We start from the raw sequence: 26,917 nt of genomic DNA, 5'->3' as shown, positions 1-26,917 counted from the left end.
GGCCGTCCCTGGGCCGTCCGACGTCCCCCGAGGCCACTCGACGACAACCGACAGTCGAGCTAAAGCCGCCAGCCACGAACCCCCAGGTCACAGAGCCCCAGCCATACGGGTTACCACCTAAGTGTGGCCGTCAGGCAAGATGGGGTGTATCTGCCCACTCCCAGTTTGCCGGACGGTTTCTCTTGGCTGAGTTCATCTACACCATGCGCAAGACGCGCAAGGCGCACGGCGACAAGGTGATCCTCGACGACGTCACCCTGAACTTCCTGCCTGGCGCGAAGATCGGTGTGGTCGGCCCGAACGGCGCCGGTAAGTCCACCGTTCTCAAGATCATGGCGGGGCTTGAGCAGCCCTCCAACGGCGAGGCGTACATCTCGCCGGGGTACAGCGTCGGCATCCTCATGCAGGAGCCGGAGCTCGACGAGTCCAAGACGGTTCTGCAGAACGTCCAGGACGGCGCTGCCGAGATCATGGGCAAGCTCACGCGGTTCAACGAGGTCGCGGAGCTGATGGCGACCGACTACTCCGACGAACTCATGGAGGAGATGGGCAAGCTCCAGGAGGACCTGGACCACGCCAATGCGTGGGACCTCGACGCCCAGCTGGAGCAGGCCATGGACGCGCTGGGCTGCCCGCCCGGCGACTGGCCCGTCACCACCCTCTCCGGTGGCGAGAAGCGCCGGGTCGCGCTCTGCAAGCTGCTGATCGAGGCCCCGGACCTGCTCCTCCTCGACGAGCCCACCAACCACCTGGACGCCGAGTCGGTGAACTGGCTGGAGCAGCATCTCTCGAAGTACGCGGGCGCCGTGGTGGCCGTCACCCACGACCGGTACTTCCTGAACAACGTCGCCGAGTGGATTCTCGAGCTCGACCGCGGCCGCGCGATCCCCTACGAGGGCAACTACTCCACGTATCTGGACAAGAAGTCCGCGCGACTCAAGGTCGAGGGCCGCAAGGACGAGAAGCGCCAGAAGCGGCTCAAGGAAGAGCTGGAGTGGGTCCGGTCCAACGCCAAGGGCCGTCAGACCAAGTCCAAGGCGCGCCTCGCCCGTTACGAGGAGATGGCTGCCGAGGCGGACAAGATGCGGAAGCTGGACTTCGAGGAGATCCAGATCCCGCCGGGCCCGCGCCTCGGTTCGATCGTCGTCGAGGTCAACAACCTCTCGAAGGCCTTCGGCGACAAGCTCCTGATCGACGACCTGAGCTTCACGCTGCCGCGCAACGGCATCGTGGGTGTGATCGGTCCGAACGGTGCCGGCAAGACCACGCTGTTCAAGATGATCCAGGGCCTGGAGACTCCGGACTCCGGTGCCATCAAGGTCGGCGACACCGTCAAGATCAGCTATGTCGACCAGAGCCGCGCCAACATCAACCCCAAGAAGACCCTCTGGGCCGTGGTGTCGGACGAGCTGGACTACATCAACGTCGGCCAGGTCGAGATGCCCTCCCGCGCGTACGTCAGCGCCTTCGGCTTCAAGGGGCCGGACCAGCAGAAGCCCGCCGGCGTCCTCTCCGGCGGTGAGCGCAACCGCCTCAACCTGGCGCTCACCCTCAAGGAGGGCGGCAACCTGCTGCTCCTCGACGAGCCGACCAACGACCTCGACGTCGAGACCCTCTCCTCGCTGGAGAACGCGCTCCTGGAGTTCCCGGGCGCGGCCGTGGTCATCTCCCACGACCGGTGGTTCCTCGACCGGGTCGCCACGCACATCCTCGCCTACGAGGGTGACTCCAGGTGGTACTGGTTCGAGGGCAACTTCGAGTCGTACGAGAAGAACAAGGTCGAGCGCCTCGGCCCGGACGCGGCACGCCCGCACCGTGCCACGTACAAGAAGCTGACCCGGGGCTGATGCACCGGTGACGCGACACGTGTACTCCTGCCCGCTGCGCTGGTCGGACATGGACGCCTTCGGGCACGTCAACAACGTGGTGTTCCTCCGCTATCTGGAGGAGGCCCGGATCGACTTCATGTTCCGGCTGGCGCCGGGCGACGGCTCGCCCTCGTTCTCGGGCGGGTCCGTCGTCGCACGGCACGAGATCGACTACGTACGGCCGTTGGTGCACCGGCATGAGCCGGTCACCGTCGAGTCGTGGGTGACGAAGATAGGTGCTGCTTCGCTCACCATCGCGTACGAGGTCAAGGATCCGGAGCAGGTGTACGTGCGGGCCTCCACCGTCGTGGTGCCGTTCGACCTTGACGCGCAGCGGCCCCGCCGGATCAGCGCCGAGGAGAAGTCCTTCCTCGAGGAGTACCTCGACGACTCGGCCTCGGGGGCATTCGCCGCATGACGAACGCGTCCTCGGCGTCCCGTCCGGGGCACCTGGAGCGTCTGGAGTTCGCTGACGCCGGGGAGGCGGCGGATCTCGCCGCCTTCCTGGCCCGGCTGATCCACTACGACAAGGCCGCCGCCGTGCGGCTCCAGGCCGGTGGCGGGGCGCTTGCCGTCTTCGGGCGGCCGCCTTCGTTCGAGGTCCTGGCGATCCGTACGGCGCGGCTCGGGCAGCCCTGCGCGCTGGATGTGACCGTGTCCGCGGGCGAGTTGCTGGAGTCCGTCGACGAGTCGGCGGGTACGGCCGTGGTCCCCGCGGCCGTCACCGGGCCGCCCTGGGCCGGGGTGCTGCCGCCGCGCGCCGGATGGCAGCGGCTGCCCGGCCTTCCGGCGCCCGACGAGGTACGGCGCCTGGTGGCCGACGCGGTCGCCGAATTCCGCGTACGTACGGAGGAGTTGCCGCTTGAGAAGCGGACCCGCTCCGAGCTGGACCGGATCGGCAACGAGGTGTGGTCCCGGCCCGTCGGCGGCACTGACCTCCCGGTGCGGGTCGCGCACGCCGCCCACGCGCTGGGTTTTCTGCGGCCCCGCTCGGCGGGAAGCACCGCACCGCTGGACCTGCTCGGCGCCGGTGCCTGGCTGCGACTCCGTACGCCCTACGGGTCGGTCGCCGTACGCAGGGCCGGACTTGGCGCCCTCAGCGTCACACCCACCTGAGGCGCCAACGGCCTCAGTCGCCTGTGTCGTCCGGCCACACCCCGATGTGGTCCTGCTCCAGCTCCAGCATCACCCGGTCCCGCATCCCCAGCGACCGGGTGTAGTCGGCGGGCAGTTGCAGCCGCCCCGCCCGGTCCAGCATCGCGTACTCGCGCGCCACCACCGACTCCTCGCCGGTGGCCGCGTCGACCTGGGTGCGGCGCAGCACCTCCGTTGAGGTGCGCCCGTCCCGGATGGCGACCGTACGGCGGACCTCGGACGCGACCGCCTGGTCATGGGTGACGATCACGACCGTGGTGCCCAGCTCCTCGTTGGCCGTGCGGAACGCCCCGAAGATCTGCTCGGCCGTCGCCGAGTCCAGCTCGCCCGTCGGCTCGTCGGCGAGCAGCAGATCGGGCTCGTTGGCCAGCGCCACCGCGATCGCGACCCGCTGCTGCTGGCCGCCGGACATCTGGTGCGGACGGCGGTCGCGGCAGTCCGCGACATCCAGCAGCGTCAGCAGCTCGTCGGCGCGCGAGGCACGCGCGGCGGCCGCCCGCCGCCTCCCGAAACCGGTGCCGCCGCGCAGCCGCATCGGCAGCGCGACGTTCTGCGCGGCGGTCAGATACGGCAGCAGGTTGCGCGCCGTCTGCTGCCAGACGAAGCCGACGACCTCCCTGCGGTAGCGCAGCCGCTCCTTCGCGCCCATCGCCAGCAGATCGCGGCCCGCGACCCGCGCCTGACCAGCCGTCGGCTCGTCCAGCCCGGCCAGGACGTTCATCAGCGTCGACTTGCCGCTGCCGGACGCCCCGACCAGCGCCATCAACTCGCCCTCGGCGACCAGCAGATCGAGCCCCTGGAGGGCCTGCACCTCCACGCCGTCGGCGGTGAAGATCCGTACCAGCCGGTCGCAGGTGATCAGCGCGTCATGGCCGTACGAGGGACGGTCCCGGTTCGCGGACGCCCGCTGTTCCAGCTCAGCGAGGGTGGCGCCGGGCGCAGAGCCGGGCGTGGTGTCGGTCGTCATCGGGAGTCTCCTGCCCTGAGCTCGGTGGTGGCCGTCCGGCGCGCGGTCCACCACGCCTGGACGAGGGAAACCCCGGTCGCCAGCACCACCACACCCAGCGCGGGCAGCAGCAACGACCAGGGATCCGCGCGCAGTTGTACGACTGAGAAGCGTTCGAAGCCGGTACGCGCGGCCAGCGCGATCCGCCCCAGATCGATCCCCGGCGCAAGGAGCACGGTCGCCGACCAGCCCACCAGCGCCCCGCCGCCCGCCGCGAGCAGCGCCTGCGGCAGCGACTCCCACACCAGCAGCCACCGGGCCTGTCGCTTGCCCAGGCCCATGGTGCGCAACCGGGCGACCAGCGCGCCGCGTTCGCGCGCGGATTGCAGCAGCGACAGCAGGACGGTCAGCGCGGCGTACCCGGCACCGGCCGCGACGGCGGCGGCGTAGAGCCGTTCGGCGCCCGACTGCAAGGGGGAGTCGGCGAGTGCGGCGTACTCGTCGGCGCGTACCCCGATGGTGGCCTTGCCCGCCGCGTCGACCGTCTCGCGCACCGCGGCCGTGTCGATACCGGAGCCGCTGGCCAGCAGCACGGAGTCGGTCAGGTGCGGCAGCTGTCGCCCGTCGATCAGCAGGAACTCGCCGTCGGGCAGCGCGGGTGTGGTCTCCCGTACCCCGACGACCCGAGCCGTGAAGTAACCGGCCGCCTGCTTGAAGGAGTGCTCCCGGCCGCCGAGCAGCTCGGCCACCTGCGGCGAGGCGATAGCGGGCAGGGTGCCGGAGCGCGGCGCCGCCAACTCGGCCTCGGTGAAGGACCCGAGGCCGGTCTCCCGCGCGAGCCTGGCATACGTACGCGGGTCGACGGCCACCAGGTGGGCGAAGGAGCTGTCCGGCAGCTCCAGATCCTCGTCCAGATGTACGGCGGCGACCTCCCGTACGCCCGCTACCTTGCCCAACTGCCCGGCCAGAGAGTCCGGCAGCGGTGCGCCGGGCCCGTCGACGCGGATGTCGGCGCCCACCGTGAACAGCGCCGCCCGGTCCCGTGCGTCCGCGACCCCGGCGAGCACCGAGCCGCCGAACGCGGCCATGGACAGCGCGGTCAGCAGCGCGAGCAGCGGCAGCGTCTGGGCGGCGGGCGCCCGGCCCGCGCGGGCCAGCGCCAGGAAGCCGATGGCGCCCCGGCGCCGCACCAGGGGCCGCAGCGCCCACCGCAACGGCAGCGGATACAGCCGTACGAGAACCAGCGCGGCGATCAGCGAGACCAGCACCGGGGCCGCGCTGACCAGCGGGTCCGCCTCGTCCGTGCCCCGGCGCAGCAGCGCGGCCACCGCGCCGACGGCGAGTACCAGGCCGGTGAGTTCGGCGACCGTGCGCCGCGCCGACGGCCTGGCCGTCGTCACGTCGTCGCGGCCGCCGTGCGCCCGCAGCCTGCGGTGCGCCAGTGAGGCCTGCACCGGAAGTGCCGCGCAGGCGAATGCCGCGACCGCCGCGGAGCCGAGCAGCGAGAAGGCCGTACGCCCCTCGGACACGGCGAGCCTCGCGAGCAGCCAGCCGAGCGCGGCGGCGGGCACCGCCACCACCAGGGTCTCCGCGAACAGCCGCCCGGCCATGCCGCGTACCGAACCGCCGCGCGCCCGCAGCAGCCTCAGCTCGTCGTGCCGACGGGCGGCGGCCAGCCGCCCGGCCATCAGCAGCACGATCGCCGCGACCGTGCCGATGCCGAAGGCGGCGACCGCGACCACCGGGGTCACGGCGTCGCGCAGCTCGCCGTACGAGGTCAGCACCGCGCCGAGACCCGAGGACACGGTCAGGAAGCGGGACCCGGTGCGCTCGCTCAACTCGGTGAACAGCGGCCCCTTTTCGAGCGAGGCGAGGTGTTTCTTGAGGGCCGGGGGGTCGTGCGCGGTCAGGCTGCCCACGGCGGGCGGGAGACGCCAGTACGCCTCGGCGGCGTACTCGAAGCCGAGCAGGAACGGGCCCGCGTCGGGGGCGAGCAGCAGCCCGGCGAGCCAGTACGACAGTGGCTCCAGGGGGTCGCCGTTGGACGCGAGGGTGGGGGTGCGCAGTTCGGACTCGTACGCCCAGTAGCTGCCATCGGGCCGCAGCGGCTCCACGATGCCGGAGATCCGTACGGCGCGCTGCCCGTCGCCGAAGCCGGGAAAGTGGACGACGGAACCGACCTTGAGTTTCAGGGACTTCGCCGTGCGCGCCGTCACCGCCGCCTCGGCCTGCCGGGTCCGTGAGGTCACCTTTCCGGCAGTGGTGGGCAGGCGGCCGTCGACCACGCGCGCGTGCTTGCCGACGTCGGCCTGGGTGGCGAGGGTGAACTGCGGGGCGAGACCGTCGGGGCGCGGCAGCCAGGAGTCGGTAGCCTCCTGGGGCTTCGCGGTCCTTGCGCCATACGCGGCTTCGGCGAGGTCGGCCCGGAGCGGAGCGGGCAGGCCGCCGACGATGTCCTCGTACTGGTCCCGCAGGCGGGTGTGATGCAGCATCCGATCGGAGGAGCCCGGCTCGGAGTCGGCAGCCATGAATACCGGCGTGGTCACGGCCACCGTGCTGGTGAGCACCCCGGCGTCCGCGATGGCCCCCCGCAACCCCCGGTCCTCGTACGCGTCCACGCCGCGCGGGAACACCGCCGCCAGGAACGACGTGACCAGCACCAGCACGAACAGCGCCACGGCGGCCCCCGGCGCCGCACGCAGCCGGGTGCGGACCCAAGGGGCCACGGAGGCATGGCGGTTGGGCATCTCAGTGGCCTCCCTCGTGGCGCAGCGACACCGTCGGATCGACCCGGCGCAGCGCGATGGCCGCCACGATCAGCAGCGGCAGGGCCGCGACCCCGGCCAGCAGCGTCGCCACGCGGCCCACCGGCAGCTCCACCAGAACCGGTGGCACCGGCTGGGTGGCCTGCGCGGTCAGCACGATCAGCGGTACCACGGCGCGGGCCAGCACCGCGCCCAGGCCAAGACCGACCAGCAGCGCCAGGCCGATCAACAGGCCTTGTTCGGCGGCGATCAGCCGTGCCAGCTGGCGGCGCGGCGTGCCCAGCGCCCGCAACACCGCGAACTCCGCGGCGCGTTCACGCAGCGACCCGGCCGCGCTGACCGCGAAGCCGACGGCGGCGAGCGCAGCGGCCACCACGGCGAGCGCGAGCAGCGCGGACTGCGGCCCGGCGCCGAGCGGGTCGTCGCGCAGCTCGGCGGCGATCTCGGAGCGTACGAGTACCTGGGACGGGTCGGTGTCGGGGCGGGCCCGCAGCTCGGCGGCGACCCGTGCGGCCTGGTCCGGTGCCGTGGTCAGCCACCACTCGGTGGGCGGCACGGACGTACCGCGCTGCCAGGCGGCCGCGTTGACGGCGCGCAGGTCCAGGAGCAGACCGCCGCCGTCGGTGTCGGCTTCGGTGTCGGTGACCGTACTTGCACCGTCGGAGCCGCCGCCGAAGCCCGTGGTGGGCAGTTGGGGCACCGACTTGGCGAGGGTGACCTTGTAGGTCTCGCCGCCGAGCGGGACTTCGACCTTCTGTCCCACCTTGGCGCCGCTGGACTCCAGGAAGCGCTCCGTCGCCACGGCGGTCAGCGGCGGTGTACGGGAAGGCTTCGCCGCGACCCGCACCTGGCGCCGCATCTCCTCCGGCTCATCGGCCAGTTCGACGCCGGAGAGGTACGTGACGACGAGGAACCGCCCGCCCTCAGCACGGGGTTTGAGGGTCTCGTACGGGCCCTCGTCGTCGCCCGTCCTGACGTAGCGGGAGCGCGATGACGCCTCCCACGCCAATCCGTCGGCCGGTGCGACGGGGCGGGCCTCGCCGCTGCCCACGGCACGCACCTGGTCCACGGTGAGCCGCTGCCGCTCCTTGGGGCGCGACGACTGCGGCACGTTCAGGTCGAGACCGGTCAGCGTGTACGGGCCTGCCAGCTTGGCGGCGGCCAGGTCGAGCGGCAGGGTGCGCTGCTTGCCGTCGACGGGCGGCTGCCCGAGCGGCAGTTGGTGCGTGATGCCGTAGCGGTCGGCGACGACCGCGGTGAGCGTGGCGCGGACGGCGTCGGGCCGAGGGCCCTTGCCCATGGGCGCGAGCCGTACGTCGAGGTCCAGGCGCCGGGTGTCCTTGGGCAGCGCCACCCCGGAAGCGACGGTCTTCTTCGGGGCCACCGCCCGGGTGAGCGCGGCCGGTTCGCCCAGGTCGTCGCGGAGCAGCAGCCCTGACCTGGCGTGGTGGGTGTCGACGGCGAGCACCGTCGCCGTGCGGTTCGCGGACAGCGGCATCTCCGCGCGGGCCACGGGCGCCGCGTCGCGTACGCCCTTGACCGCGCTGTACACCCCGCCCTGTTCCGGCACCGGGGTGCGGGTGCGCAGGACGCGTACCTCGGTACCGGCCCTGAAGTCGGCCTGGTCCTGCTGCGAACGGTCCCAGGAGCCGCCCTGCCCGATCGCCAGCATGCCCATCGCCACCGCGAGTACCAGGAGCAGTACGGGTCCGGCGCCGCGCAAGGGGCGGCGGCTCAGCTGCCAGCCCGCGAGCGCGGCGGGCAGCCCGCGGCCCTTGGCGGCCCGGCGTTCGCCGAGCCTGGCGACGGGCGGCAGCAGCCGCAGGGTGAGTACGGTGCCCGCGAGCAGGGCCAGCGCGGGCGCGGCGACCAGCAGCGGGTCGATGCCCAGCTCGCCCTCGCGGTCGCCGCTCAGCACGCCGCTGCCGGAGGTCTGCCGGTCCAGCTGCCAGTACGCGACGCCCGCGATGACCAGCAGCCCCACATCGGCGCCCGCCCGCAGCGGCGCGGGAAGCGCCCGGCCCCGTACCGACGCACGCGGTGTGGCACCGGGACCCGTGGCGGCCAGCGCGGGCGCCACCACCGCGGCCGCGCAGCCCAGCGCGACCAGCAGCGCCACCAGCCACACCGACAGGCCCACCGACGGATCGAGCCGCAGCCCGATCCTGGCCAGCGCGCCCTGCCCGCCCAGCAGTCGGGTCAACGGGCCCGCCAGCAGCGGCGCGAGGAGCGCGGCGGGCAGCGCGATGAGCAGTGACTCGGCGGCGGCGAGGGCGGCGATCCGGCTCCGGGAGCCGCCTCGGGCACGCAGCAGACTGGTCTCGTCGGCGCGTTCGGTGGCCAGCAGCCGGGAGACCAGGAGCAGCGCGTATCCGGCGAGCAGCCCCAGCTGCAGAGCCACGATCAGCAGGGTGGACCGGGAGACCAGGAGCGCGCGTTCGGCCCGGTCGAGCACGTCCGGCAGCGAGGTCGTGACGGTGGCCCTGCCGCCCAGCGCGGGGTCCTTGGCGAGCTGGCCCGGGCCGCGCTCGGCCGTATCGCGCAGTGCGCCGATGGACCCGGCGCCGAGGTCGCGGAAGTCCGCGGCGGCCAGCCAAGAGGTGGACGCGTACGACACGCGCCCCGAGGCGAGCGCCGCCGGGTCCGCCAGCAGCGGGCCGTAGGTGGTGAAGCTCAGGGTGCGGGCGCCGAGACCGCCGAGCTCGTCCAGCTGCCAGTACGGGTCGGCCGGGTCGGCGGGGCGGTAGACGCCGGCCACCCGGACCGTCAGCTTCGGGCCGCGCAGCCGGTCGGTGAGCGTGACCGGCTTGTCGCCGGGGCGCAGCTTGAGCTGGTCGGCGGCGGCCTGCGGCAGCGCGACCTCGACCGGCTGGTCGCCCGTGGCGCTGCCCGGCTTCGGCCACGCACCGGAGACCAGGGTGACGCGGGAGCGGTCGAGCGCCGCGAGGTGGGTGAGGTCGGGCTGACCGGCGCGCGCGGCGGGCGCCTGGAGCGTACGCGGCAGGGCGTACGGGCCTGAGCGCTCCAGGGTGCTCAGGGTGACCGGTAACCCGTCGAAGGTGCGCCGGGCCCCCTTGGCGACGGCCTCCTCGGCGGCCTCGCGCTGGTCCGGCTCGACGGGGGCCTTGACCAGCAGTGCGGCGGGGGCCGCCGCGCGGGTGGCCAGCGAGTGCCGTAGCGCGGCGTCACCGATGGAGCCGGAGAACGCGGTCAGGGTGGCGAGGACCGTGGTGGTCAGCAGGACGGCGAGCAGCGCCGCGGCGAGCAGGAGACGATGCGCGCGTACGCGCAGAAGGATGAACCCCGCCACTGATCGCCCCGTTCCCCGCCCCTCGGGGCCCCCATGCCCCTGGCCGGACTCTTGCAGAGTGCACGGGTCGGCGAAAGCGCGTTCGGGCTGAAGGTGATCGGATCGTGACCGGAATCAGGAGCCGGAAATCCGGAATCCGGTGGGGTTCAGAAACAGGCTCTCAGCCCTCGGAGTTCACCATCGAGGCCGCGGCGTAGGTGAGGTAGTTCCACAGGGTGCGCTCGTGTTCCTCGGAGAGGCCCAGTTCGTCGACGGCGGCCCGCATGTGCCGCAGCCACGCGTCGTGCGCGGCGCGGTCCACGGTGAACGGGGCGTGCCGCATCCGCAGCCGGGGGTGGCCGCGGTTGTCGCTGTATATGCGGGGGCCGCCCCAGTACTGCATCAGGAACAGGGCGAGTCGCTCCTCGGCCGGACCCAGGTCCTCCTCCGGGTACATCGGCCGCAGCAGCGGGTCCTCCGCGACCCCCTGGTAGAACCGGTGTACCAGGCGTCGGAAGGTCTCCTCGCCGCCGACCTGCTCGTAGAAGGACTGCTCCTGAAGCGTGCCGCGCGGAATCTCTTTCACGCCCTCCATGCTCTCAGACCGCCCGGCCGAGTACGGGAGGACTAGGACTCCGCAGGGACCGGCAAGGGCTACTCGGGAGTATCCGCAGTGGCCGGGCCCTCGCACCCAGAGCGATATCGCAGCACAGTGGGTGTATGGGTGCGCCCGAGCCGGAGCCGTACCCGCGCAGCGAGGCCGAGATCGCCGCCGTGGCGCGGGCCGCGCTCGTGCGCGAGATCGAGGCGAGCGGGGCGCTGGACGACGATCCGGCCTGGCTCGCGGCGTTCGCGGAGGTCCCGCGCCATCTGTTCGTGCCGTACTACTACCTCGGCGTGGTGGGCGGGCATGAGCGGATGTGGGGTGAGGACCCCGACCCGGAGCGGCGGGAGCGCTGGCTGCGCGGGGCGTACACGGACGCGCCGCTGGCCACCCGGCTGCGGGACGGGGAGCTGGTCTCCTCCAGCAGCCAGCCGTCGCTGATGGCCAGGATGCTCTCCGAGCTGCTGATCAGGGACGGGGACGCGGTACTCGAGATCGGCGCGGGCACCGGCTACAACGCGGCGCTGCTGGCCCACCGGCTGGGCGACGAACGGGTCACCACCGTCGACCTCGACCCGGAGATCACCGAGTCGGCGCGGCGGCACCTGGCCGCCGCCGGATACCACCCGGCCGTGATCACCGGGGACGGCACGCGCGGCTGCCCCGAGCGGGCGCCGTACGACCGGATCATGGCGACCTGCACCCTGGAGAGCGTGCCGCGGGTGTGGCTGGAGCAGTGCCGCCCCGGCGCGTGGATCCTCGCGCCGCTGGCGACCGGCCTGATCCGGCTGAAGGTACGGGACGCGGACCACGCCGAAGGGCACTTCCTGCACACGCCCGCCTACTTCGTGCCGCTGCGCGGCTCGCCCAGGTCGCGGCCGCCGCCGTCGCCGCACGTCGGCGGGCTGCCGCGCAGGGCGATCCAGAACGAACTCTTCCGGTTCCTCCTCACGCTCACCGAGGGCAGCCTCGACCCGCAGGAGGCGCTGGCCCTGTGGCGGCGCGAGGGGCGGCCGGGGCGCGAGCGGTTCGGGGTCACCGTCAGGGGACACGACGTATGGGCCTGGCTGGACGACCCGACCGGCCCGTACGCGTGGTCCCTGACGTGAGCGCCGGCTCCAGGGAACGGCCTAGACGCGGTGGATGGTGATCGTCGTCCAGGCGCCCACGTGGACCCGGTCGCCGTCCTGGAGGGGGACCGGGACGAAGGGCTGGATGGGCTCCTCGCCGCCGTTGACCGTGGTGCCGTTGGTGGAGTTCTGGTCGACGACCGCCCAGGAGCCGTCCGGCTGCTGGACCAGGACCGCGTGCTGGTGCGAGACGCCCGGGTCCTCCGGTGGTACGGACAGGTCGATGTCCGGGGTGTCACCGGTGGAGTGGCGGCGGCGGCCGATGGTGATCTGGTTGCCGACCAGTTGGCGCTGCTGCTCGGGTGAGTACGCGGGCAGGTTGAGTCCGGAGGCCTCGGGTCCGCTGCGGTGCATCATGGCCATGAAGTACTCGCGGTCGGGACCGATCGTCGCCGACCACCCCATGGGCATCTGCGGGGTCTGCGGAGCCTGCGTCTGCTGCGGGTAACCGCCCTGGTCCGGGTAGCCGCCCTGCTCCTGATAGCCCCCCTGCTCCTGATAGCCCTGCTGGCCGCCCTGCGGACCGGGCGGCGCCAGCGGGTGCTGACCGTGCTGCGGGGCCTGCGCCGACTGCCCCGACGGCGGCGGCAGCATCCAGTCGTCATCGCCGCCGAAGCCGGAGGACGGCGCGCCCGGGGGCGGCGGCGCGGGCTGCCGCTGCTCCTGCGGGTAGGGCGGGGGCGGCGGACCCTGCTGGTAGCCAGGCGCTTCGGGCCCGCCCGAGAGCGGTTCGGCCGGGCGGTTCATCTGCGAGGGGCGCGAACTGGTGTACTCACCCGCGTTCGGCCGCTGCTGCGGGGACTGGAAGCCCGGGGGCAGGTTGCCGCCGGGCATCGGCTGCTGCGGCGCCGCGGGGGTGTACGAGGTCGCGGTGTTGGTGAGGAAGTTCCACCGGCACTCCTCGCAGAACGGGGCGTTGGCCTCGCGCGGGGTGCGGCACTGCGGGCAGAGCTCCGCCTGGGCGCCGGGGTCCGTCTGCTGCGGGTAGCCGTAGCCGTTCGGGCCGCCGGGGCCCTGCTGACCCGGGCCCGGCTGACCGGGACCCTGCTGCGGGTAGCCGTAGCCAGGGGCGGCGGGTGCCAGCGGGGGAGGCGGAGGCACGGCACCGGCTCCTGCCATGCGGTGGCCGCAGACCTCGCACCAGTCGTCGGAACCCGACTGGTGTCCGTTGGGGCAGGTCGGCATGTCGGCGCGTCCCCCTCTCCTTCACGGCTTCCCGTCACGTACGCACGTCACGTACTCACATCACTGCAGTCCGTTCACTTCTTCACGCGAACGGTCTTCGTCGACCGGGTCTCGAGCGTCATCTCGTCGGCGTCCGCGACCTTGGCCTTCAGTCGCACAGTACCCGCAGCGGCGTCGACCACGTCGACCACCTTCGCAAGGAGCTTCGCAGTATCCGCGTTCCCCGAGGCGCTGGCCAGCTGAACGGCCCGCCCCAGTTTGGCCGTTGCCCCGTCCGCGTCACCCGATTTGCGGGCTTCCAGGCCCTGCTGGATGACCTGTGCCAGTTCCGCCTGCCCCGTGTAGTGCGCGACCTGGGGGTTGATCGAGGTGGTGGCCGCCATGTCGTCCGTCCACACGGCCCGTACCAGCCCCTGCGACAGGGTCTGCGCGCTGCCGTCCGCCTCCGGGATCACCAGCGAGACCCGGGAGGCCAGCATCTCCTGGCCGATTCCGGCGCTGGGCACCTCTACACAGACGTGGTAATCGCGGGACTCGTCGCCCCAGGACCCGGTCGGGTAGTCCCCGGCGCGCGGCCCGGCCTGGGTACGCCGGTCGGTCAGCTCCTCGACGGTGGGCGCCACCTGCTTGACGAACTTGATCTCCGCGCCCATCGGCGTCCACAGCCGCAGCGCGACGTCCGCGACCTCCTTGCCCATCGCCGTCTCCATCATCCGCGTGAAGTCGGCGGAGAGCCCTTCCGGGTCGGCCACGATGTCGGCGGTGCCGAGCAGGGTGGACGCGATCTGGGTGACCTCCTTGACCTCCCAGTCGGTGCCGACCCCGCGGGCGTCGCAGGTGAAGCGGCCCGCGGCGGAGTCCAACGCGGCCTTGAGGTCCTCGGGCGACTCGTGCTCGTTGCGCCCGTCGGTGAGCACGATGCCGTGCCGGATCGCCACATCGGCGGTGGCCAGAAGACGGTCGGCGAGCCGTACCCAGGTGCCGATCGCGGTGCCGCCGCCCGCGCTGAGCCTGCGCAGTGCCTGCTTGGCCGCTTCCCGGGTCTGGGCACTGGCCACGGCGAGCTCACCGCCGCCCGGATAGATCTCCTTGGCGACATGGGTCCCGGCGATCACCGCGAACCGCACGCCGTCGCGCAGTGTGTCCACCGCGGCGGCCGTGGCGTCTCGCGCGCCCCGCATCTTGGTCGGCGGATAGTCCATCGAACCGGAGCAGTCCACCATGATCGCGACGGCCGCGTCCGGGGCCTGGCCCGGCGCGAGGGTGCGCGCCGCCGTACCGCCGAGGGTGCCGCCGCCGGTCGAGGTGACCGTGACGATCGCGTTGACCTCCCGGCCGCCCTCGGGGAGGTACTCGTTCTGGTACACCTCGACGGCGAACTGCGGAGCGTTCGACTTGGAGAAATTGGCCATGGATTCTGCTCCCCCTCATGCTTCCCGCACGCGTTCCACAGCGCCCCGTGACCGCCGGTGTGACGGCCGGGCCGTGGGTGAGAACCGCGTAGTGCTGTGTGGTGGTGTGTCGTGGTGAGCCGCTCGTGGCGACCGTGCGCCCTGCCCCGCCCCTTCTCAGGCCGATCCTGCCCCTTGCGGCGCGACGGGGAACGGGAGTACCGCCACTGTTACGTTGTCGTGGCCCCCGCCGTCCAGTGCGTGGCCGACCAGCACCTGGGCGCTGTGCAGCGGGCGCTGCCCGGCGTCCGCAGGGATCACCGCGGCCAGTTCGGCCGCGCTCTCCGCGTAGTTCCACAGCCCGTCGGTGCACACCACCACCACACCGGCGCGGTCCGGCTTGAAGGAAGCGGTGTGCGGCTCCAGTTCGTACGCGTCGGCGCCGAGCCAGCCGGTGATGGCGTGGGCGCGCTGGTCGGCGTACGCCTCGGCCTCGTTCATCAGGCCGGCGGCCACCATCTGCGCGGCCCAGGAGTCGTCCTCGGTGAGCCGGGCGGCCGGGGCGGAGCGGTCGTCGGGGACCCAGTAGACACGGGAGTCGCCGACCCAGCCGACGACCAGCAGGCCGGCCGCGACCACGGCGCTGACCAGGGTGCAGGCCGGGGCGTTCTCCCGGTGCGGGTCGTGTTCCTGGGCCCGCGCCGGTGCGGTGGCCAGGGCGTTGACCGCCTCGGCGGCGGCGATGATCGCCTCGTGCAGGGCCTGTTGCGGGTGGGTGCCGCGCGGCAGGGACACCAGCAGCGCCTCGTTGGCCGCCTGCGACGCGGCCAGTGACGCCTCGTCGGGGCGGGTCGACGAGGACACCCCGTCGCAGACGATCGCCACGGTCGCCAGCGAGGCGTCCGGCAGGGCGGTCGACGAGACGGCGAACGCGTCCTCGTTGCGGTGGTGGCGCAGCCCACGGTCGCTGACCGCGGCCACCGAGCCGAGTTCATGCTCCATATGGTCGCGCTCGCGCGGCTGGGCGTGGCCGCAGTGCTCGCAGTAGCCGTCGTGGTCGACGGTGCCCGTACGGCAGGCCACACAACGCTTGCCGCCCGCCGCGGGAGCCGCCTGCGGAGACGCGGTCCGCGGGTCTGGGGTCTGCGGGTCTGGGGTCTGCGGGGTGGCGGCCGGAGGCTGGAGCGGGAACTCGTCCGGCGCATCGGAGGAGTGGGACGGCTCGGGGGCTTCGCTGCTCGTCGAGTCGAGGCCCGTCAGGTCGCTCGGCAGATGCACCGGCGCCGGGCTGGCCGAGCTCTCCTGCTCGGGCACCTGCGGCCACTCAACGGAAGCCGAAGCCGAAGCGGCAGCCGAAGGTGACGCCGAGGGCGGGGGCGGGCTCGCCTTGGCGCGGGCGGCGCCGTTGATCGCCAGCGTGGGATGGTCGTCCGGTGCGGCCTCGGGCGCCGCCGACAGGTCGTATCCGCACGCACCGCAGAACCGGTCACCCGCTTCCAGCGGCTCCTCGCAGCTGGGACACCCTTGCCTGGCCGACCCGACGGAGGGTTGGGGCACTTGCGACATCAATCACACCCACGTCCGAGGGCGGAAACGGTTGGCCCGCTCCACCAGTTCGATCCTCTCCTCGCCGCGCTGGGCCAGCCGGGCGAGTGTGCGGTACGAGCGTTCGAGGCCGAACCGCAGGCCACGCTCGTCCAGACTGCTGCCCAGCAGCACCTGGTGCGCCGAAGCCCCTGACGGCGCCGCGCCGTGGCCACCGGAGAGTACCCAGTCCAGGGCGGTCCCCAGGACCTCGGTCGACAGCTGTTCGCGGCGGACCGCGTCCAGGCCGACATGGCGCAGCGCCTCCACCTGACCGGCGGCGGCGGTCAGATCGTCGAGCAGCGGCTCGTGCACCGCCTGGTCCCGAAGCCGGGCCCGTACGGCGGCGACCCGGGCCGCCGTGTAGTGAATCGACGCCTCCGGCACCGACTCCAGGGTACGCACCGCGCTGCGCCGGTCACCCGCGGCCAACTGCACCCGGGCGAGCCCGAAGGCGGCGCTCACATAGCTCGGGTCGGTCGTCCAGACGAGGCGGTAGTACTCGGCGGCGTTGTCCAACTGCCCGAGCACCTCCGCGCACACGCCGAGGGCGAGCTTGGGCGCGGGCTCGCCGGGGAACGCGTCGTAGACCGCGTCGAAGGACAGCGCGGCGCTCTCGAAGTCCCCGGTGGCCAGCGAGACCACACCGCGGTACCAGACGACCCGCCAGTCGTCCGCCTGTGCCCGCTCCAGGTCCTCCAGGGACCGGACAGCGGAGGCGAGTTCGTCCATCTCAAGCCGGGCCCGCAGCTCACGCAGCCGCAGCTCGATGGACGGCGTCGGCGCGGCCTGCAGCGCGGTGATCAGCTCGGCGGGCGCGGCGGCCATCAGCCCCGCAAGGAACCCGGCGTTGGCGTCGTCGGGGTTCACCCGGGGCAGCGGGAGCGCGAGTGCGGTGGCGGCGTGCGCCAGGGGTCTGACCGGGGACGCGTACGCCCCCGTGGGGGCCCCGCCGATCGCCGCGGCCCGGCCGCCGGGAAGCCCGGCAGACGCCGCGCCCAGGGGCGTACCCCCCGCGGCCGCGCCACCGCCGTCGCCGCGGGACCGTCGGGACCACCGTCCGCGCGGCATCTCGCGCGCCCCGAGCCGCGACACCTCGCCGCGCTGCTCGGTGAACAACTCCGTGTCCGTGACCTTCGGTTCGGGGCCGAACAGGGTGGACAGCGCGGGCCGCGGACGGCCCGTCTGCAGCGCGACGACCTCGCGCAGCACCCCGGTCAGCTGCTCCGCCATCTCCTGCGCGGAGGCGAACCGTCGCGCCGGGTCCGGGTCGGTGGCCCGTACCAGCAGGCGGTAGAAGGACTCGTACTTCCGGAACACCTCGATGTTGTCGGGGTCCGGCAGAGAGTCCACGAAGACGTTCGTATAGCCCTGGAAGTCGAAGGTCAGCACGGCCAGCGTGCGGGCGACCGTGTAGAGGTCGGAGGCGACCGAAGGCCCGGCGTCGGCGACCTCGGGCGCCTGGTAACCGACCGTGCCGTAGATCGCCGACTCGTCGTCGTCCATCCGGCGGACCGCGCCCATGTCGATCAGCTTGAGCTGGTTCTCCGTCTGGATCGCGTTGTCGACCTTGAAGTCGCAGTACAGCAGGTTGCGGCTGTGCAGATGGCCGAGTGCCTCCAGCGCCTCGATGCCGTACGCGCAGGCCTGCTCCACCGGCAGCGGGTCGCGCTTCTGGTCGGCCGTACGGCGCTCGTTGGCGATCTCCTTGAGGGACTTGCCGCCCACGTACTCCATGACGATGTAGCCGTCCATGGAGCCGGTGCGCTGGTCCAGGTGCTCGACGAAGTTGTAGATCCGGACGATGTTGGAGTGTTCGATCTCGGCGAGGAAGCGCCGCTCGGAGATCGCCGCGGCCATCGCGTCCTCGTCGCCGGTGTCAAGGAGGCCCTTGAGGACCACCCAACGGTCCGACACCGCACGGTCGATGGCCAGATAGACCCAGCCGAGCCCGCCGTGGGCCAGGCAGCCCACCAGCTCGTACTGCCCGTGCACGATGTCACCGGGGTTGAGCTTCGGCACGAAGGAGTACGGATGGCCGCACTTGGTGCAGAAACCCTCGGTGCGGCCGGGCCGGTCGCCGCGCGAACGCCCCACCGGGGACCCGCAGTCGGACCGCGAGCAGAACCGCTTGTGCTCGGGCACCTCGGGGTTGGCCTGCACCATGGTCGCCGGGTCGGGCCGCGGCACGTCAGGGACCTGGACCAGGCCGACGCCGAGCCGCCCGCGCGCCGAGGTCGAGCCGGAGGAGCCGGAGCTGCGCACCGACACCGAACGCGACGAGAGGCTGCCCGACAGCGAGCGGGACAGCCGCCCCGACACCGACCTGCGCGAGGTCGACGAGCGCGAACTGCTGCGTGAGGACCGGGAACTGCTCCGGGCGGAGCCCGAACCACTGCGCGCCGAAGACCCGGCCGAACCGGCCGAACCGGCCGAACCCGACGAACCCGCGCCACCACCCCCGGTGACCCCGGTGGACGGCGAACCCACCATCCCGTCCGGGGACACCACGGGAGCTAGCCCGCAGGTGTCGCAGTACAGGTCACCCGCGCCCATGTCCTCGTACGAGCCCCCGCAGCCGGGACGCTGGCACTGCCGCCGCTCACTCATGACCGATCCCCCCGTGAACCCTGTGATCCGTCCGGTCCGTCCGATCCATACGAGCCGGGCGCGTCCGCGGGACCGCCCTGCGACGGCACCCTCGGGGCCAGCGCCTCGGCGGCGGCCCGCTGATAGCGCAGCACCGCCTCCTCGGCCACCCGCAGATCGCAGGGCGCGCTCCACAGCATGCGGCGAGCCGCGTCGTACCGCTCCGTCAGCATCGGGTCCTCGGCCATGCCGTGCCGGGCGACCTTCGCCTTGTACGCGTCCAGGCGGCCGCGCAGCTCGGCGCGGACCGCGAGCGGCTGGGTGACCGCGGTCAACGACTCGCGGGCGCGCTCCAGTTCGTCCTCGGCCTTCTGCTCCAGGGACTCCAGGAGCGGCGAGAGCCGGTGCCACTGGGCGTATCGCCGGTACTCGGCGGCCGTCGCCAGCTGCTCCTGCAGCGCGGTGGGCGGACCGCTGACCGCGGGCACCTCGGAGGCGGCGATCTTGGCGAGCACCTCGCCGCGCGCGGACCTGGCCTCGGCGAGCGTACGGTCCGCGCGGGACAGCAGATCACGCAGCCGCCCGAGCCGCTGCTCGGCGTCCTGGCGCACGGTCAGCACCGCGTCGATCTCCCGGCGCACCTCTTCGAGCGCCCGCGCCTCGCGGTCGTACCGCTCGGTGTCGGGGCGGCCCCCACCGGGCGCCGAACTCCCCGGCGCCCGGCGCCAGAAGGCCAGCGGGTCGGAGACCACCTGGGCGCGCAGCGTCGTCAGCTCCGCGGTGATCCGCTCCAGGTCGTCGCCCGCGGGGTGCTCTCCGGGACGTACGCCGACGGACGCGGCCAGCTGCCGGGTGCGGCCCAACTCGGCGGCCAGCAGGTCTATCCGGGCCGGGAGCGCTGACCAGACCGCGTCGGCGGCGACCACCATGTCCAGTGAGTCGGCGTACAGCTCGTTCATCCGGTCCACCAGCTCCTGGAGCGTGAACCGTTCGGAGAGCCGGGCCGGTCCCGCGCCGAGCGAGACGCCGGGCGCGAACGGCGTGCTGCCGGAGACGGTGACGCTCTGGCCGCGCAGCCGCTCGGTCAGCTCCGCCAGGTCGTCGCGGTTCGGCCAGCGCCTGCGCGCGCGTAGCTCACGGGCGCCTCTCAGCGCGGCGGCGTACGCGTCGAAGTACGACCACAGTCGGGCGATGGCCTCTTCGGCCGCCGCCCAGCGATCCTTGGTCGTCCCGGTCAGCTCGGCGCCTTCGAGCAGGCGTCGGCCGGCGTGGTCCTGCAGCGCGAGCAGCGAGGACTCGATCGCCTCGTGCTCGGCGCCCAGCCGCGCCAGCGCACGGTCCACCTCGTCCCGGTCCATGACGGGTCCGGGGGGTCCCGCGACGCCCATCGATCACCTCTCCGCTCTGCAGTGCACGTGCCCTGTCGTATCAGGTCCGTCGTGTCGGGCCCGTGGCCCCGTAGGTCCCGTAAAGCCCGTGGGGCCCGTAGGTCCCGTGGGCTCAGTCGTCGACGTACTTGGCCGACGGCGGCCCGTCGATGTCCTTGAGGTCGTCGGCCAGCCACTTCTTGAACGAGGTCTGCCAGCCGCTCTTGCGATAGTCCTCCAGTACCTTGTTCACCCGGCGTACCAAATCCGTGGCGTCCTTGTGCATCGCCACGCCGTAGTACTCCTCGGTGAACGTCTCACCCTCCAGACGCACCGTCGGGTCCTGCGCGGCCTGGCCCGCGGCCAGCGCGCTGTCGGTGACCACCGCGTCGACCTGTCCGAGCTGGAGCCTTACCAGGCAGTCGAGTTGGTTGGGCACCGTGGTGGAGATATCGGCGCCGTGCGACTCCTTCTTGAGTTCCGCCAGGGCCGTGGAGCCCGCGGCGCTGCACAGCTTCTTGCCCTGCAGTGAGCCGTCGTAGCCGGTGATCTTCGAGCCGTCCGGGACGAGCAGCTGCTGGCCGGTGCGGAAGTACGCGGTGGAGAAGGCGACCTCCTTGGCGCGGTCGCAGGTGATCGTCATGGACCGGACGATCATGTCCACCTGGCCCGACTGGATCGCGGGAACGCGCTGGTTGGTGGGCACCGCACGGAAGATCACCTTGTCCGGGTCGCCCAGGATGTCCTCGGCGATCGCGCGCACCAGATCGATGTCGAAGCCCTCCAGCTTGCCGGTGCTGGGGTTGCGGAAGCCCCAGAGGTAGCTGTTGAGGTCGACGCCGACGACGAGCTTGTTCGGCTTGTCCTTACGGGTCTTGATGTCCTTGACCGTCGGGCCGTCGGCGCCGGACGGCTTCAGGCTCCGCTCGGGTTCCTCGCACTCCTCGGCCTTGGCGTGCGTCGCGTCGGCGACGCCCGGGCCGCCCTGGCCCACGCTGCCGTCCGCGCCGTCCATCCCCTGGAGCGGCAGCAGGACGAAGAGGGCGGTCAGCAGGCAGGCCACGGCCATCGCGGCCACCCCGCCCCAGCCGCGCAGTCTCCCCAACAGGCCTGTGGTCCTGGCGGCCCTGGCTGCGCTCGGTACGCGGTTCCTGGTCACTTCGCCCCCTCTCACCGGTACTCCGAAAGCCTGCGGCCGATCCCGAGCACGGCGCCGGTGGCCCCGAGCAGGGCGAGCACCGCGGCGCCGACCGGCAGTCCGGTCATCGCGCCCCGGCCGTCCTCGGCCGCGCTCTTGAAGTCCCGCTGCTCGTGCGCCAGGGCCTTGCGCAGGGCCTCGTCCGCCTTGTCGAAGGACTCGCCCGTGGGATCGTCGTCGCCGATGACCCGGTCCAGGGCGAGTTCGTAGTTGCCCTGGGTGTCGGCGTCGCGGGCCGCCTTGTGGCGCTTCTTCCACTCCTTGACGGCGGTGACGGCCTCCGTCACCGGCAGGCTGCCCGCCTCGTCGTCGGCGAGTACCCGCGCGTCGTCCAGCGAACCCGGAGCGCCGCGGTCGGTGAAGTCGCCGAGCTCCTTCATCCGCTGCTGGTAGTCGATGTCGTAGGCGTCCTTGCCCGCGTTCGGACCGTCGGCCACGGTGACCGAGCCACGGGCGACCAGGGTCAGGTTCTCGCTGCTGCGCGCCTGCAGGGTGCTGATCCGGGCGCTGTTGAGTGCGTTCAGCGACTTCACACCCTGGTCGTAGGACTCGTTGAGGCTGCCGTAGGCGACGCTGTGGCCGACCACCAGCCAGAGCAGCACCACCGTGGCGCCCGCGGTCGCGGTGAGCAGGCCGTGGTTGAACACCCGGTTGGTGCGCCGGTAGTTGCGGCGCTGTGCCCAGACCAGAACGCCGATCGCCAGCACCCCGACGCCGATGGCCACCCAGGGGTACGACCTGGCGTCGGCGTAGTCGGCGTCGAGCCGCTCCCGCTCGGCGTCGTACAGCTTCTTCGCCGCGGGCAGCATCTCCTGCTGCATCAGCTCGTTCGCGTTGCGCAGGTAGGCGCCGCCCAGCGGCAGGCCCTGGCGGTTGTACGTACGGGCCGTCTGGACGCGCTCGGCGTACGTCGGCAGCAGTTCGTTCAGCTTCGCTATCTGGGCCGCCGAGCTGTCGGAGCCCTTGCTGTTGGCGGCGGCCGTGGCCAGCTTCCTGGAGGCCATCGCGATGTCGTCCTGATACCGCTTGCGGACCCCCGCGGGCTCCTGGCCCCCCGCCAGGAAGCCGCTGGCCGCCGCGGTGTTGGCGTCCGCCAGCGAGCGGTAGATGTCCGCGGCGTCGGCGCTCAGCGGCTGGCTGCGGTGCAGTACGTCATCGGCGGCGGCCGAGCGGTCGGACATCTGCCAGGCCGTGCAGGCCCCGAACGCCACCACCAAGGCGGCGAGCACGGCCCCGATGATCCGCAGCCGGCCCGGTTCGGTGGTGGCCGCCGCGCGCAGCCGGTCCCGGCCCTCGGCCCAGGCGCTGCGGCGCTCCGGCAGCGGCTCGACCCTCGGGGGCGGCGGCGCACCCTGCGGTGCGGTCGCGGGCGCGGGCGACTGCGGTGGCACGGCCGGCAGCGTCGGCGCGCCCGGCACCGGCGGCGCCGCGCTGCCGTGTGGCGGGTATGTCACCTCTCGACCTCCCCCTCGGTCTTGGACGCTCGCCCTCTCCGCACCGCGGCAGGCAGAACGACGCACGGCGGCTCATTATGGCCGCAGGGTCTGACATCCACACCCACGTTTACTCGATCTTGTTCGGATCGCAGCACAACAGCGCCTCCCCGCACGCCCCCTGCCCCTAATACGCGATGCGAACCGTGTTCGGTTCCCGACTGTCGGTGCTACTCGTGGTGCGTCACTCGTAGTGCGTCCGCACCTTCCTGTACACCTCGTCCGCCGTCCCCAGCTCGTCAAGACCCAGCAGCACCGCCCCCAGCACCGGCCGGGCCGTGATGACGCGGACGGTCGCCTTGGGTGCCTTCGCTTCGAGCAGGCTGCGGATGCGGTGGTCCAGGTCCGGGTGGCCCGCGGCCAGGACGGAGCCGCCGAGCAGGACCGGGGCCGGTTCGGTCAGCAGGCCGAGGCGGTTCAGGGCGACCGTGGCCATGGCGACCACCTCGTCGGCGAGGCGGTCGACGATCGCGCGCGCCAGCCGGTCACCGGACGCGGCGGTCGTGAACAGGACCGGTGTGAGCTCGTGTTTGAGGGCCGGTGCGATGCGCTTCAGGTGCAGCGCCTCGATCAGCGCGTACATGCTGGGCAGGCCGAAGTGCGCGGGCAGCGTACGGGCCAGCTCGGTGGGCTCGCCGCGGCCGTCCTCGGCGCGCGCCGCGTACCACAGGGCCTCCTCGGCCAGGCCCCAACCGCCGCCCCAGTCACCGGAGATCCGGCCGATCGCGGGGAAGCGCGCGGTGCGCCCGTCCGGGGTCATCCCGACGCAGTTGATGCCCGCGCCGCACACCACCGCGACCCCGCGCGGCTCGGCGCCCGCGGGCAGGCCCGCGCGCAGGATGGCGAAGGTGTCGTTGCGGACCGAAAGCGTCGCGCCCCAGCCGCGTTCGCGCAGCGCGTCCGCCAACTCCCTCTCCTCGACGGGGAAGTCGGCGTTGGCCAGGCAGGCCGCGACATGCCGTACGCCGGTCACCTCAGCCTCGGCCAGGGCCCGCCCGACCGTCTCGGCCAGCGAGTCCACCGCCGCCCGTACGCCGACGGCCGGTGGCCGGAAGCCGCCGCCGCGGGCCGCCCCGACGACCCGGCCGTCGCCGGTGAGCACCGCGACGTCGGTCTTGCTGTTGCCCGCGTCGACGGCGAGCAGCGCGGCCGTGTCCGCCGTGGGCGCGTCGTTCGTCAGGCCCACGCGAGGTGCTCCCGGTTGTGCGCGATCAGCTGGTCGGTGAGCTGCTCGGCATACGCGTACTGGCCGATCAGCGGGTGCGCGAGGAGCGCCGTGAAGACGGCGTCCCGGCTGCCGTGCAGGGCCGCTCGCAGCGCCAGGTCCTCGTAGGCCGTGACATTGGCGATCAGTCCGCTGTAGAGGGGGTCGAGCGGCGGTACGGGCAGTGGGGTCGCCCCGCCGCGGTCGACGCGCGCCTGGACCTCGATCACCGCGTCGTCGGGCAGGAAGGGCAGGGTGCCCGCGTTGCGCGTGTTCACCACCTGGGTGGGCGAGCCCCCGGCCCCCAGCAGCGAGGCCGCGAGGTCGACCGCCGCCTCGGAGTAGAAGGCGCCGCCGCGCCGCGCGAGCAGCTCCGGCTTCTCGTCCAGTGCCGGATCGCCGTACAGGGCCAGGAGTTCGCGTTCCATCGCGGCCACTTCGGCGGCTCGGGACGGTTTGCCGCGCAGTTCCCGTACCACCTCGTCGTGGGCGTAGAAGTAGCGCAGGTAGTAGGACGGGACGACGCCGAGGCGGTCCAGGAGCGGGCGCGGCAGGTGCAGCCTCTCGGCGATCGTGTCGCCGTGCGCGGCCAGCAGGTCGGGCAGTACGTCCTTGCCGTCGGGGCCGCCGAGTCGTACGCCCGTCTCCCAGCTGAGGTGGTTGAGGCCCACATGGTCGAGATGGACCTCGGCGGGCGCGACGTCCAGGAGTGCGGCGAAGCGGCGCTGGAAGCCGATCGCCACATTGCACAGGCCGACCGCCTTGTGCCCGGCCTGGAGCAGGGCGCGGGTCACGATGCCCACCGGGTTGGTGAAGTCGATGATCCAGGCGTCCGGGTTGGCGCGGCGCACGCGCTCGGCGATGTCCAGCACCACCGGCACGGTCCGCAGCGCCTTGGCCAGGCCGCCCGCGCCGGTGGTCTCCTGGCCGACGCAGCCGCACTCCAGAGGCCAGGTCTCGTCCTCGTTCCTGGCCGCCTGGCCGCCGACGCGCAGTTGGAGCAGTACCGCGTCGGCGCCGTCGACGGCCGCGTCCAGGTCGGACGTGGTGACGATCGTCCCGCCGTGGCCCTGCTTGGCGAAGATCCGCCGGGCCAGGCCGCCGACCAGGTCGAGCCGGTCGGCGGCCGGGTCGACCAGCACCAGCTCCTCGATGGGCAGTACGTCCCTGAGGCGGGCGAAGCCGTCGATGAGTTCGGGGGTGTAGGTGGAACCGCCGCCTACGACTGCGAGCTTCATGGTGGTACTAGCCCTTCACTCCGGTGAGCGTGACGCCTTCGACGAAGGCCTTTTGCGCGAAGAAGAAGACGACGATCACCGGCGCCATGACCAGCACGGTCGCCGCCATCGTCAGATTCCAGTCGGTCTGGTGGGCGCCCTTGAACGACTCCAGGCCGTAACTGAGCGTCCAGGCGCCCGGGTTCTCGGACGCGTAGATCTGCGGTCCGAAGTAGTCGTTCCAGCAGTAGAAGAAGTGGAACAGGGCGGACGCGGCGATGGCCGGCTTCGCCATCGGGACGACGACCTTCAGCAGGGTGCGGAGCTCGCCGCAGCCGTCGATCCTGGCCGCCTCCGTGTACTCCTTCGGGATCGTCAGCAGGAACTGCCGCAGCAGGAAGATGGTGAACGCGTTACCGAAGGCGAACGGGATGATCAGCGGCCACAGTGTGCCCGCCAGGTCCAGCTGCTTGGCCCAGAACAGGTACATCGGCACGATGATCACCTGGGGCGGCAGCATCATCGCCGCGATGACCACCATCATCATCACGTTCCGGCCGCGGAAGCGGAACTTCGCCAGCGCGTACGCGACGGGAAGGCTGGAGCACACGGCCAGTACGGTGCCGAGGCCCGCGTACAGCAGCGTGTTGCGCCACCAGGTCAGAAAGCCCGGAGTCTCCCACACCGCGGGGAAGTTGCCCCACTCCCAGGTGCGCGGCCACAGGTCCCGGGTCAGCGCCTGGTCGTCGCTCATCACCGCGGTCAGGAACACGAAGAGGAAGGGAAGGACGAAGAACAGGGACGCGGCGACGGCCAGCGAGTGCACGGCGATCCAGTGCAGTGCGGCCCTGCGCCGGGCCGTTCGCCTGGCCGCCGCCGACGGGACGCCGCCGGATGCCGGGGCCGGTGCCGCCGGGGGCCGCGCGAGTGTGGTGGCAGGGGTGGTGGTCGTACGGGTCATGGCGATCAGTCCTCCGCCGACATAAAGCCGCTGCGCCGGCGCATCAGAAAGCCCGTGCACACCATGGCGAGCACGAACAGGACGAGCGCGACGACGCATGCGGCACCGGTGTCGAAGCGCTGGAAGCCCAGGTTGTAGACGACCTGCGGCACGGTGAGCGTGGACTTGTCCGGGTAGCCGGGCTCGAAGTGCTGCCCCGAGCCGCCGATCACGCCGCTGGCGACCTTCGCGGCGACCAGCGGCTCGGTGTAGTACTGCATCGTCGCGATCATTCCGGTGATCACGGCGAACAGCACGATCGGCGAGATGTTCGGCAGCGTGATGTACCGGAACCGGTGCCAGGCGTTCGCGCCGTCCAACTCGGCCGCCTCGTACTGCTCCTTGGGTACGTCGAGCAGCGAGGCCATGAAGATGACCATCAGGTCGCCGATGCCCCACAGCGCGAGGATGGTGAGCGAGGGCTTCGACCAGGCCGCGTCGTTGAACCAGTCGGGGGTGCCGAGGCCCAGCTTGCCCAGGATGGTGTTGGTCGGCCCGGTGCCCGGGTTGAGCAGGAAGACGAACGCCATCGTGGCGGCCACGGGCGGGGCGAGGTAGGGCAGATAGAACAGCGTGCGGAAGATCCCCGCGCCCGTCCTGACCTTCGTGATCAACAGGCCGATGCCGAGCCCGAAGGCCACCCGCAACGTCACCATCACCAGGATCAGCCACACCATGTTGGACAGCGCGGGCCAGAAGAACGGGCTGTCCTGGAACACGTACCGCCAGTTCTTCAGGCCCACCCAGGTGGGGTCCGTGAAGCCGTCGTACTTCATGAAGGAGAAGTAGACGGTCGCGATCAGCGGGTACGCGAAGAAGACGCTGAAGCCGATCAGCCAGGGGGAGAGGAACCCGATCGTGCGCAGGGCCGACCTGCGGTGTTTCGCCCGCAGCTCCGGTGCGACGGGGGAGCGGGTGGAGGCGGTGGTGGA

The 26,917-nt window shown here is 72.3% G+C and carries 19 protein-coding genes; 4 read left to right on the top strand and 15 right to left on the bottom strand.

The features are described from left to right. Positions 1-182: 182 nt before the first annotated feature. The 3 genes from ettA to U9R90_RS28920 are packed head-to-tail and all read left to right on the top strand — an operon-like array spanning position 183 to position 2,984. Positions 183-1,847, top strand: coding sequence for an energy-dependent translational throttle protein EttA (ettA, locus tag U9R90_RS28930; RefSeq protein ID WP_411059623.1), 1,665 nt, complete (start codon positions 183-185; stop codon positions 1,845-1,847). Between the two features lie 7 nt (positions 1,848-1,854). Further along, entirely contained in the window at positions 1,855-2,286 is a 432-nt protein-coding gene (locus tag U9R90_RS28925; protein ID WP_411059622.1) for an acyl-CoA thioesterase, read from the top strand. Then, positions 2,283-2,984 carry a hypothetical protein gene (locus tag U9R90_RS28920; protein WP_411059621.1) on the top strand — a complete coding sequence of 234 codons (702 nt, stop codon included), beginning with the start codon at positions 2,283-2,285 and terminating at the stop codon, positions 2,982-2,984. Before U9R90_RS28925 ends, U9R90_RS28920 begins: the two co-directional genes overlap by 4 nt. 13 nt (positions 2,985-2,997) lie before the next feature. Here U9R90_RS28920 and U9R90_RS28915 read toward each other — a convergent pair whose 3' ends face one another. The 4 genes from U9R90_RS28915 to U9R90_RS28900 all read right to left on the bottom strand — a co-directional run bounded on the left by U9R90_RS28915 (position 2,998) and on the right by U9R90_RS28900 (position 10,618). Next, positions 2,998-3,990 carry an ABC transporter ATP-binding protein gene (locus U9R90_RS28915; RefSeq protein WP_411059620.1) on the bottom strand — a complete coding sequence of 331 codons (993 nt, stop codon included), beginning with the start codon at positions 3,988-3,990 and terminating at the stop codon, positions 2,998-3,000. After that, positions 3,987-6,716 carry an FtsX-like permease family protein gene (locus U9R90_RS28910; protein WP_411059619.1) on the bottom strand — a complete coding sequence of 910 codons (2,730 nt, stop codon included), beginning with the start codon at positions 6,714-6,716 and terminating at the stop codon, positions 3,987-3,989. The genes U9R90_RS28915 and U9R90_RS28910 overlap by 4 nt, the downstream gene beginning before the upstream one ends. A gap of 1 nt (position 6,717) precedes the next feature. Then, positions 6,718-10,044 carry an FtsX-like permease family protein gene (locus tag U9R90_RS28905; RefSeq protein WP_411059618.1) on the bottom strand — a complete coding sequence of 1,109 codons (3,327 nt, stop codon included), beginning with the start codon at positions 10,042-10,044 and terminating at the stop codon, positions 6,718-6,720. 160 nt (positions 10,045-10,204) lie between these two features. Beyond that, on the bottom strand, positions 10,205-10,618 hold the full coding sequence (locus tag U9R90_RS28900) for a globin (RefSeq protein WP_411059617.1): 414 nt from the start codon (positions 10,616-10,618) through the stop codon (positions 10,205-10,207). Between the two features lie 125 nt (positions 10,619-10,743). On the opposite strand from U9R90_RS28900, the gene U9R90_RS28895 reads away from it, so the two are divergent. Further along, entirely contained in the window at positions 10,744-11,736 is a 993-nt protein-coding gene (locus U9R90_RS28895; protein ID WP_411059616.1) for a methyltransferase domain-containing protein, read from the top strand. Between the two features lie 21 nt (positions 11,737-11,757). Here the strand turns inward: U9R90_RS28895 and U9R90_RS28890 are convergent, their stop codons facing one another. The 11 genes from U9R90_RS28890 to U9R90_RS28840 all read right to left on the bottom strand — a co-directional run bounded on the left by U9R90_RS28890 (position 11,758) and on the right by U9R90_RS28840 (position 26,878). Further along, on the bottom strand, positions 11,758-12,942 hold the full coding sequence (locus U9R90_RS28890; RefSeq protein ID WP_411059615.1) for an FHA domain-containing protein: 1,185 nt from the start codon (positions 12,940-12,942) through the stop codon (positions 11,758-11,760). Positions 12,943-13,016: 74 nt separating this feature from the next. Next, entirely contained in the window at positions 13,017-14,354 is a 1,338-nt protein-coding gene (locus U9R90_RS28885) for a vWA domain-containing protein (protein ID WP_411059614.1), read from the bottom strand. Positions 14,355-14,510: 156 nt separating this feature from the next. Next, entirely contained in the window at positions 14,511-15,899 is a 1,389-nt protein-coding gene (locus U9R90_RS28880) for a protein phosphatase 2C domain-containing protein (RefSeq protein WP_411059613.1), read from the bottom strand. Between the two features lie 3 nt (positions 15,900-15,902). Continuing rightward, entirely contained in the window at positions 15,903-18,527 is a 2,625-nt protein-coding gene (locus U9R90_RS28875) for a tetratricopeptide repeat protein (protein WP_411059612.1), read from the bottom strand. Continuing rightward, positions 18,524-19,894: a hypothetical protein gene (locus tag U9R90_RS28870; RefSeq protein ID WP_411059611.1), complete on the bottom strand. Its 1,371-nt coding sequence runs from the start codon at positions 19,892-19,894 to the stop codon at positions 18,524-18,526. Before U9R90_RS28870 ends, U9R90_RS28875 begins: the two co-directional genes overlap by 4 nt. Positions 19,895-20,006: 112 nt before the next feature. Continuing rightward, a complete protein-coding gene (locus tag U9R90_RS28865; RefSeq protein WP_411059833.1) occupies positions 20,007-20,942 on the bottom strand; it encodes a glutamate ABC transporter substrate-binding protein in 936 nt (311 codons plus the stop codon). 101 nt (positions 20,943-21,043) lie between these two features. Continuing rightward, on the bottom strand, positions 21,044-22,525 hold the full coding sequence (locus U9R90_RS28860) for a hypothetical protein (protein WP_411059610.1): 1,482 nt from the start codon (positions 22,523-22,525) through the stop codon (positions 21,044-21,046). Positions 22,526-22,748: 223 nt separating this feature from the next. Beyond that, on the bottom strand, positions 22,749-23,750 hold the full coding sequence (locus U9R90_RS28855; RefSeq protein ID WP_411059609.1) for an N-acetylglucosamine kinase: 1,002 nt from the start codon (positions 23,748-23,750) through the stop codon (positions 22,749-22,751). Further along, entirely contained in the window at positions 23,741-25,006 is a 1,266-nt protein-coding gene (locus U9R90_RS28850) for a 6-phospho-beta-glucosidase (protein WP_411059608.1), read from the bottom strand. The genes U9R90_RS28855 and U9R90_RS28850 overlap by 10 nt, the downstream gene beginning before the upstream one ends. Before the next feature lie 7 nt (positions 25,007-25,013). Then, positions 25,014-25,946 carry a carbohydrate ABC transporter permease gene (locus U9R90_RS28845; protein WP_411059607.1) on the bottom strand — a complete coding sequence of 311 codons (933 nt, stop codon included), beginning with the start codon at positions 25,944-25,946 and terminating at the stop codon, positions 25,014-25,016. A gap of 5 nt (positions 25,947-25,951) precedes the next feature. Then, the gene (locus U9R90_RS28840) at positions 25,952-26,878 is read right to left on the bottom strand and encodes a carbohydrate ABC transporter permease (protein WP_411059832.1); all 927 of its coding nucleotides are present in this window, start codon (positions 26,876-26,878) and stop codon (positions 25,952-25,954) included. Positions 26,879-26,917: the final 39 nt, after the last annotated feature.

It is taken from the genome of Streptomyces sp. E11-3 (assembly GCF_046540415.1).
Taxonomy (GTDB): Bacteria; Actinomycetota; Actinomycetes; order Streptomycetales; family Streptomycetaceae; genus Streptomyces.
Note: the sequence above shows the minus strand (reverse complement) of the source record. Positions and strands in the feature narration are given on the sequence as shown.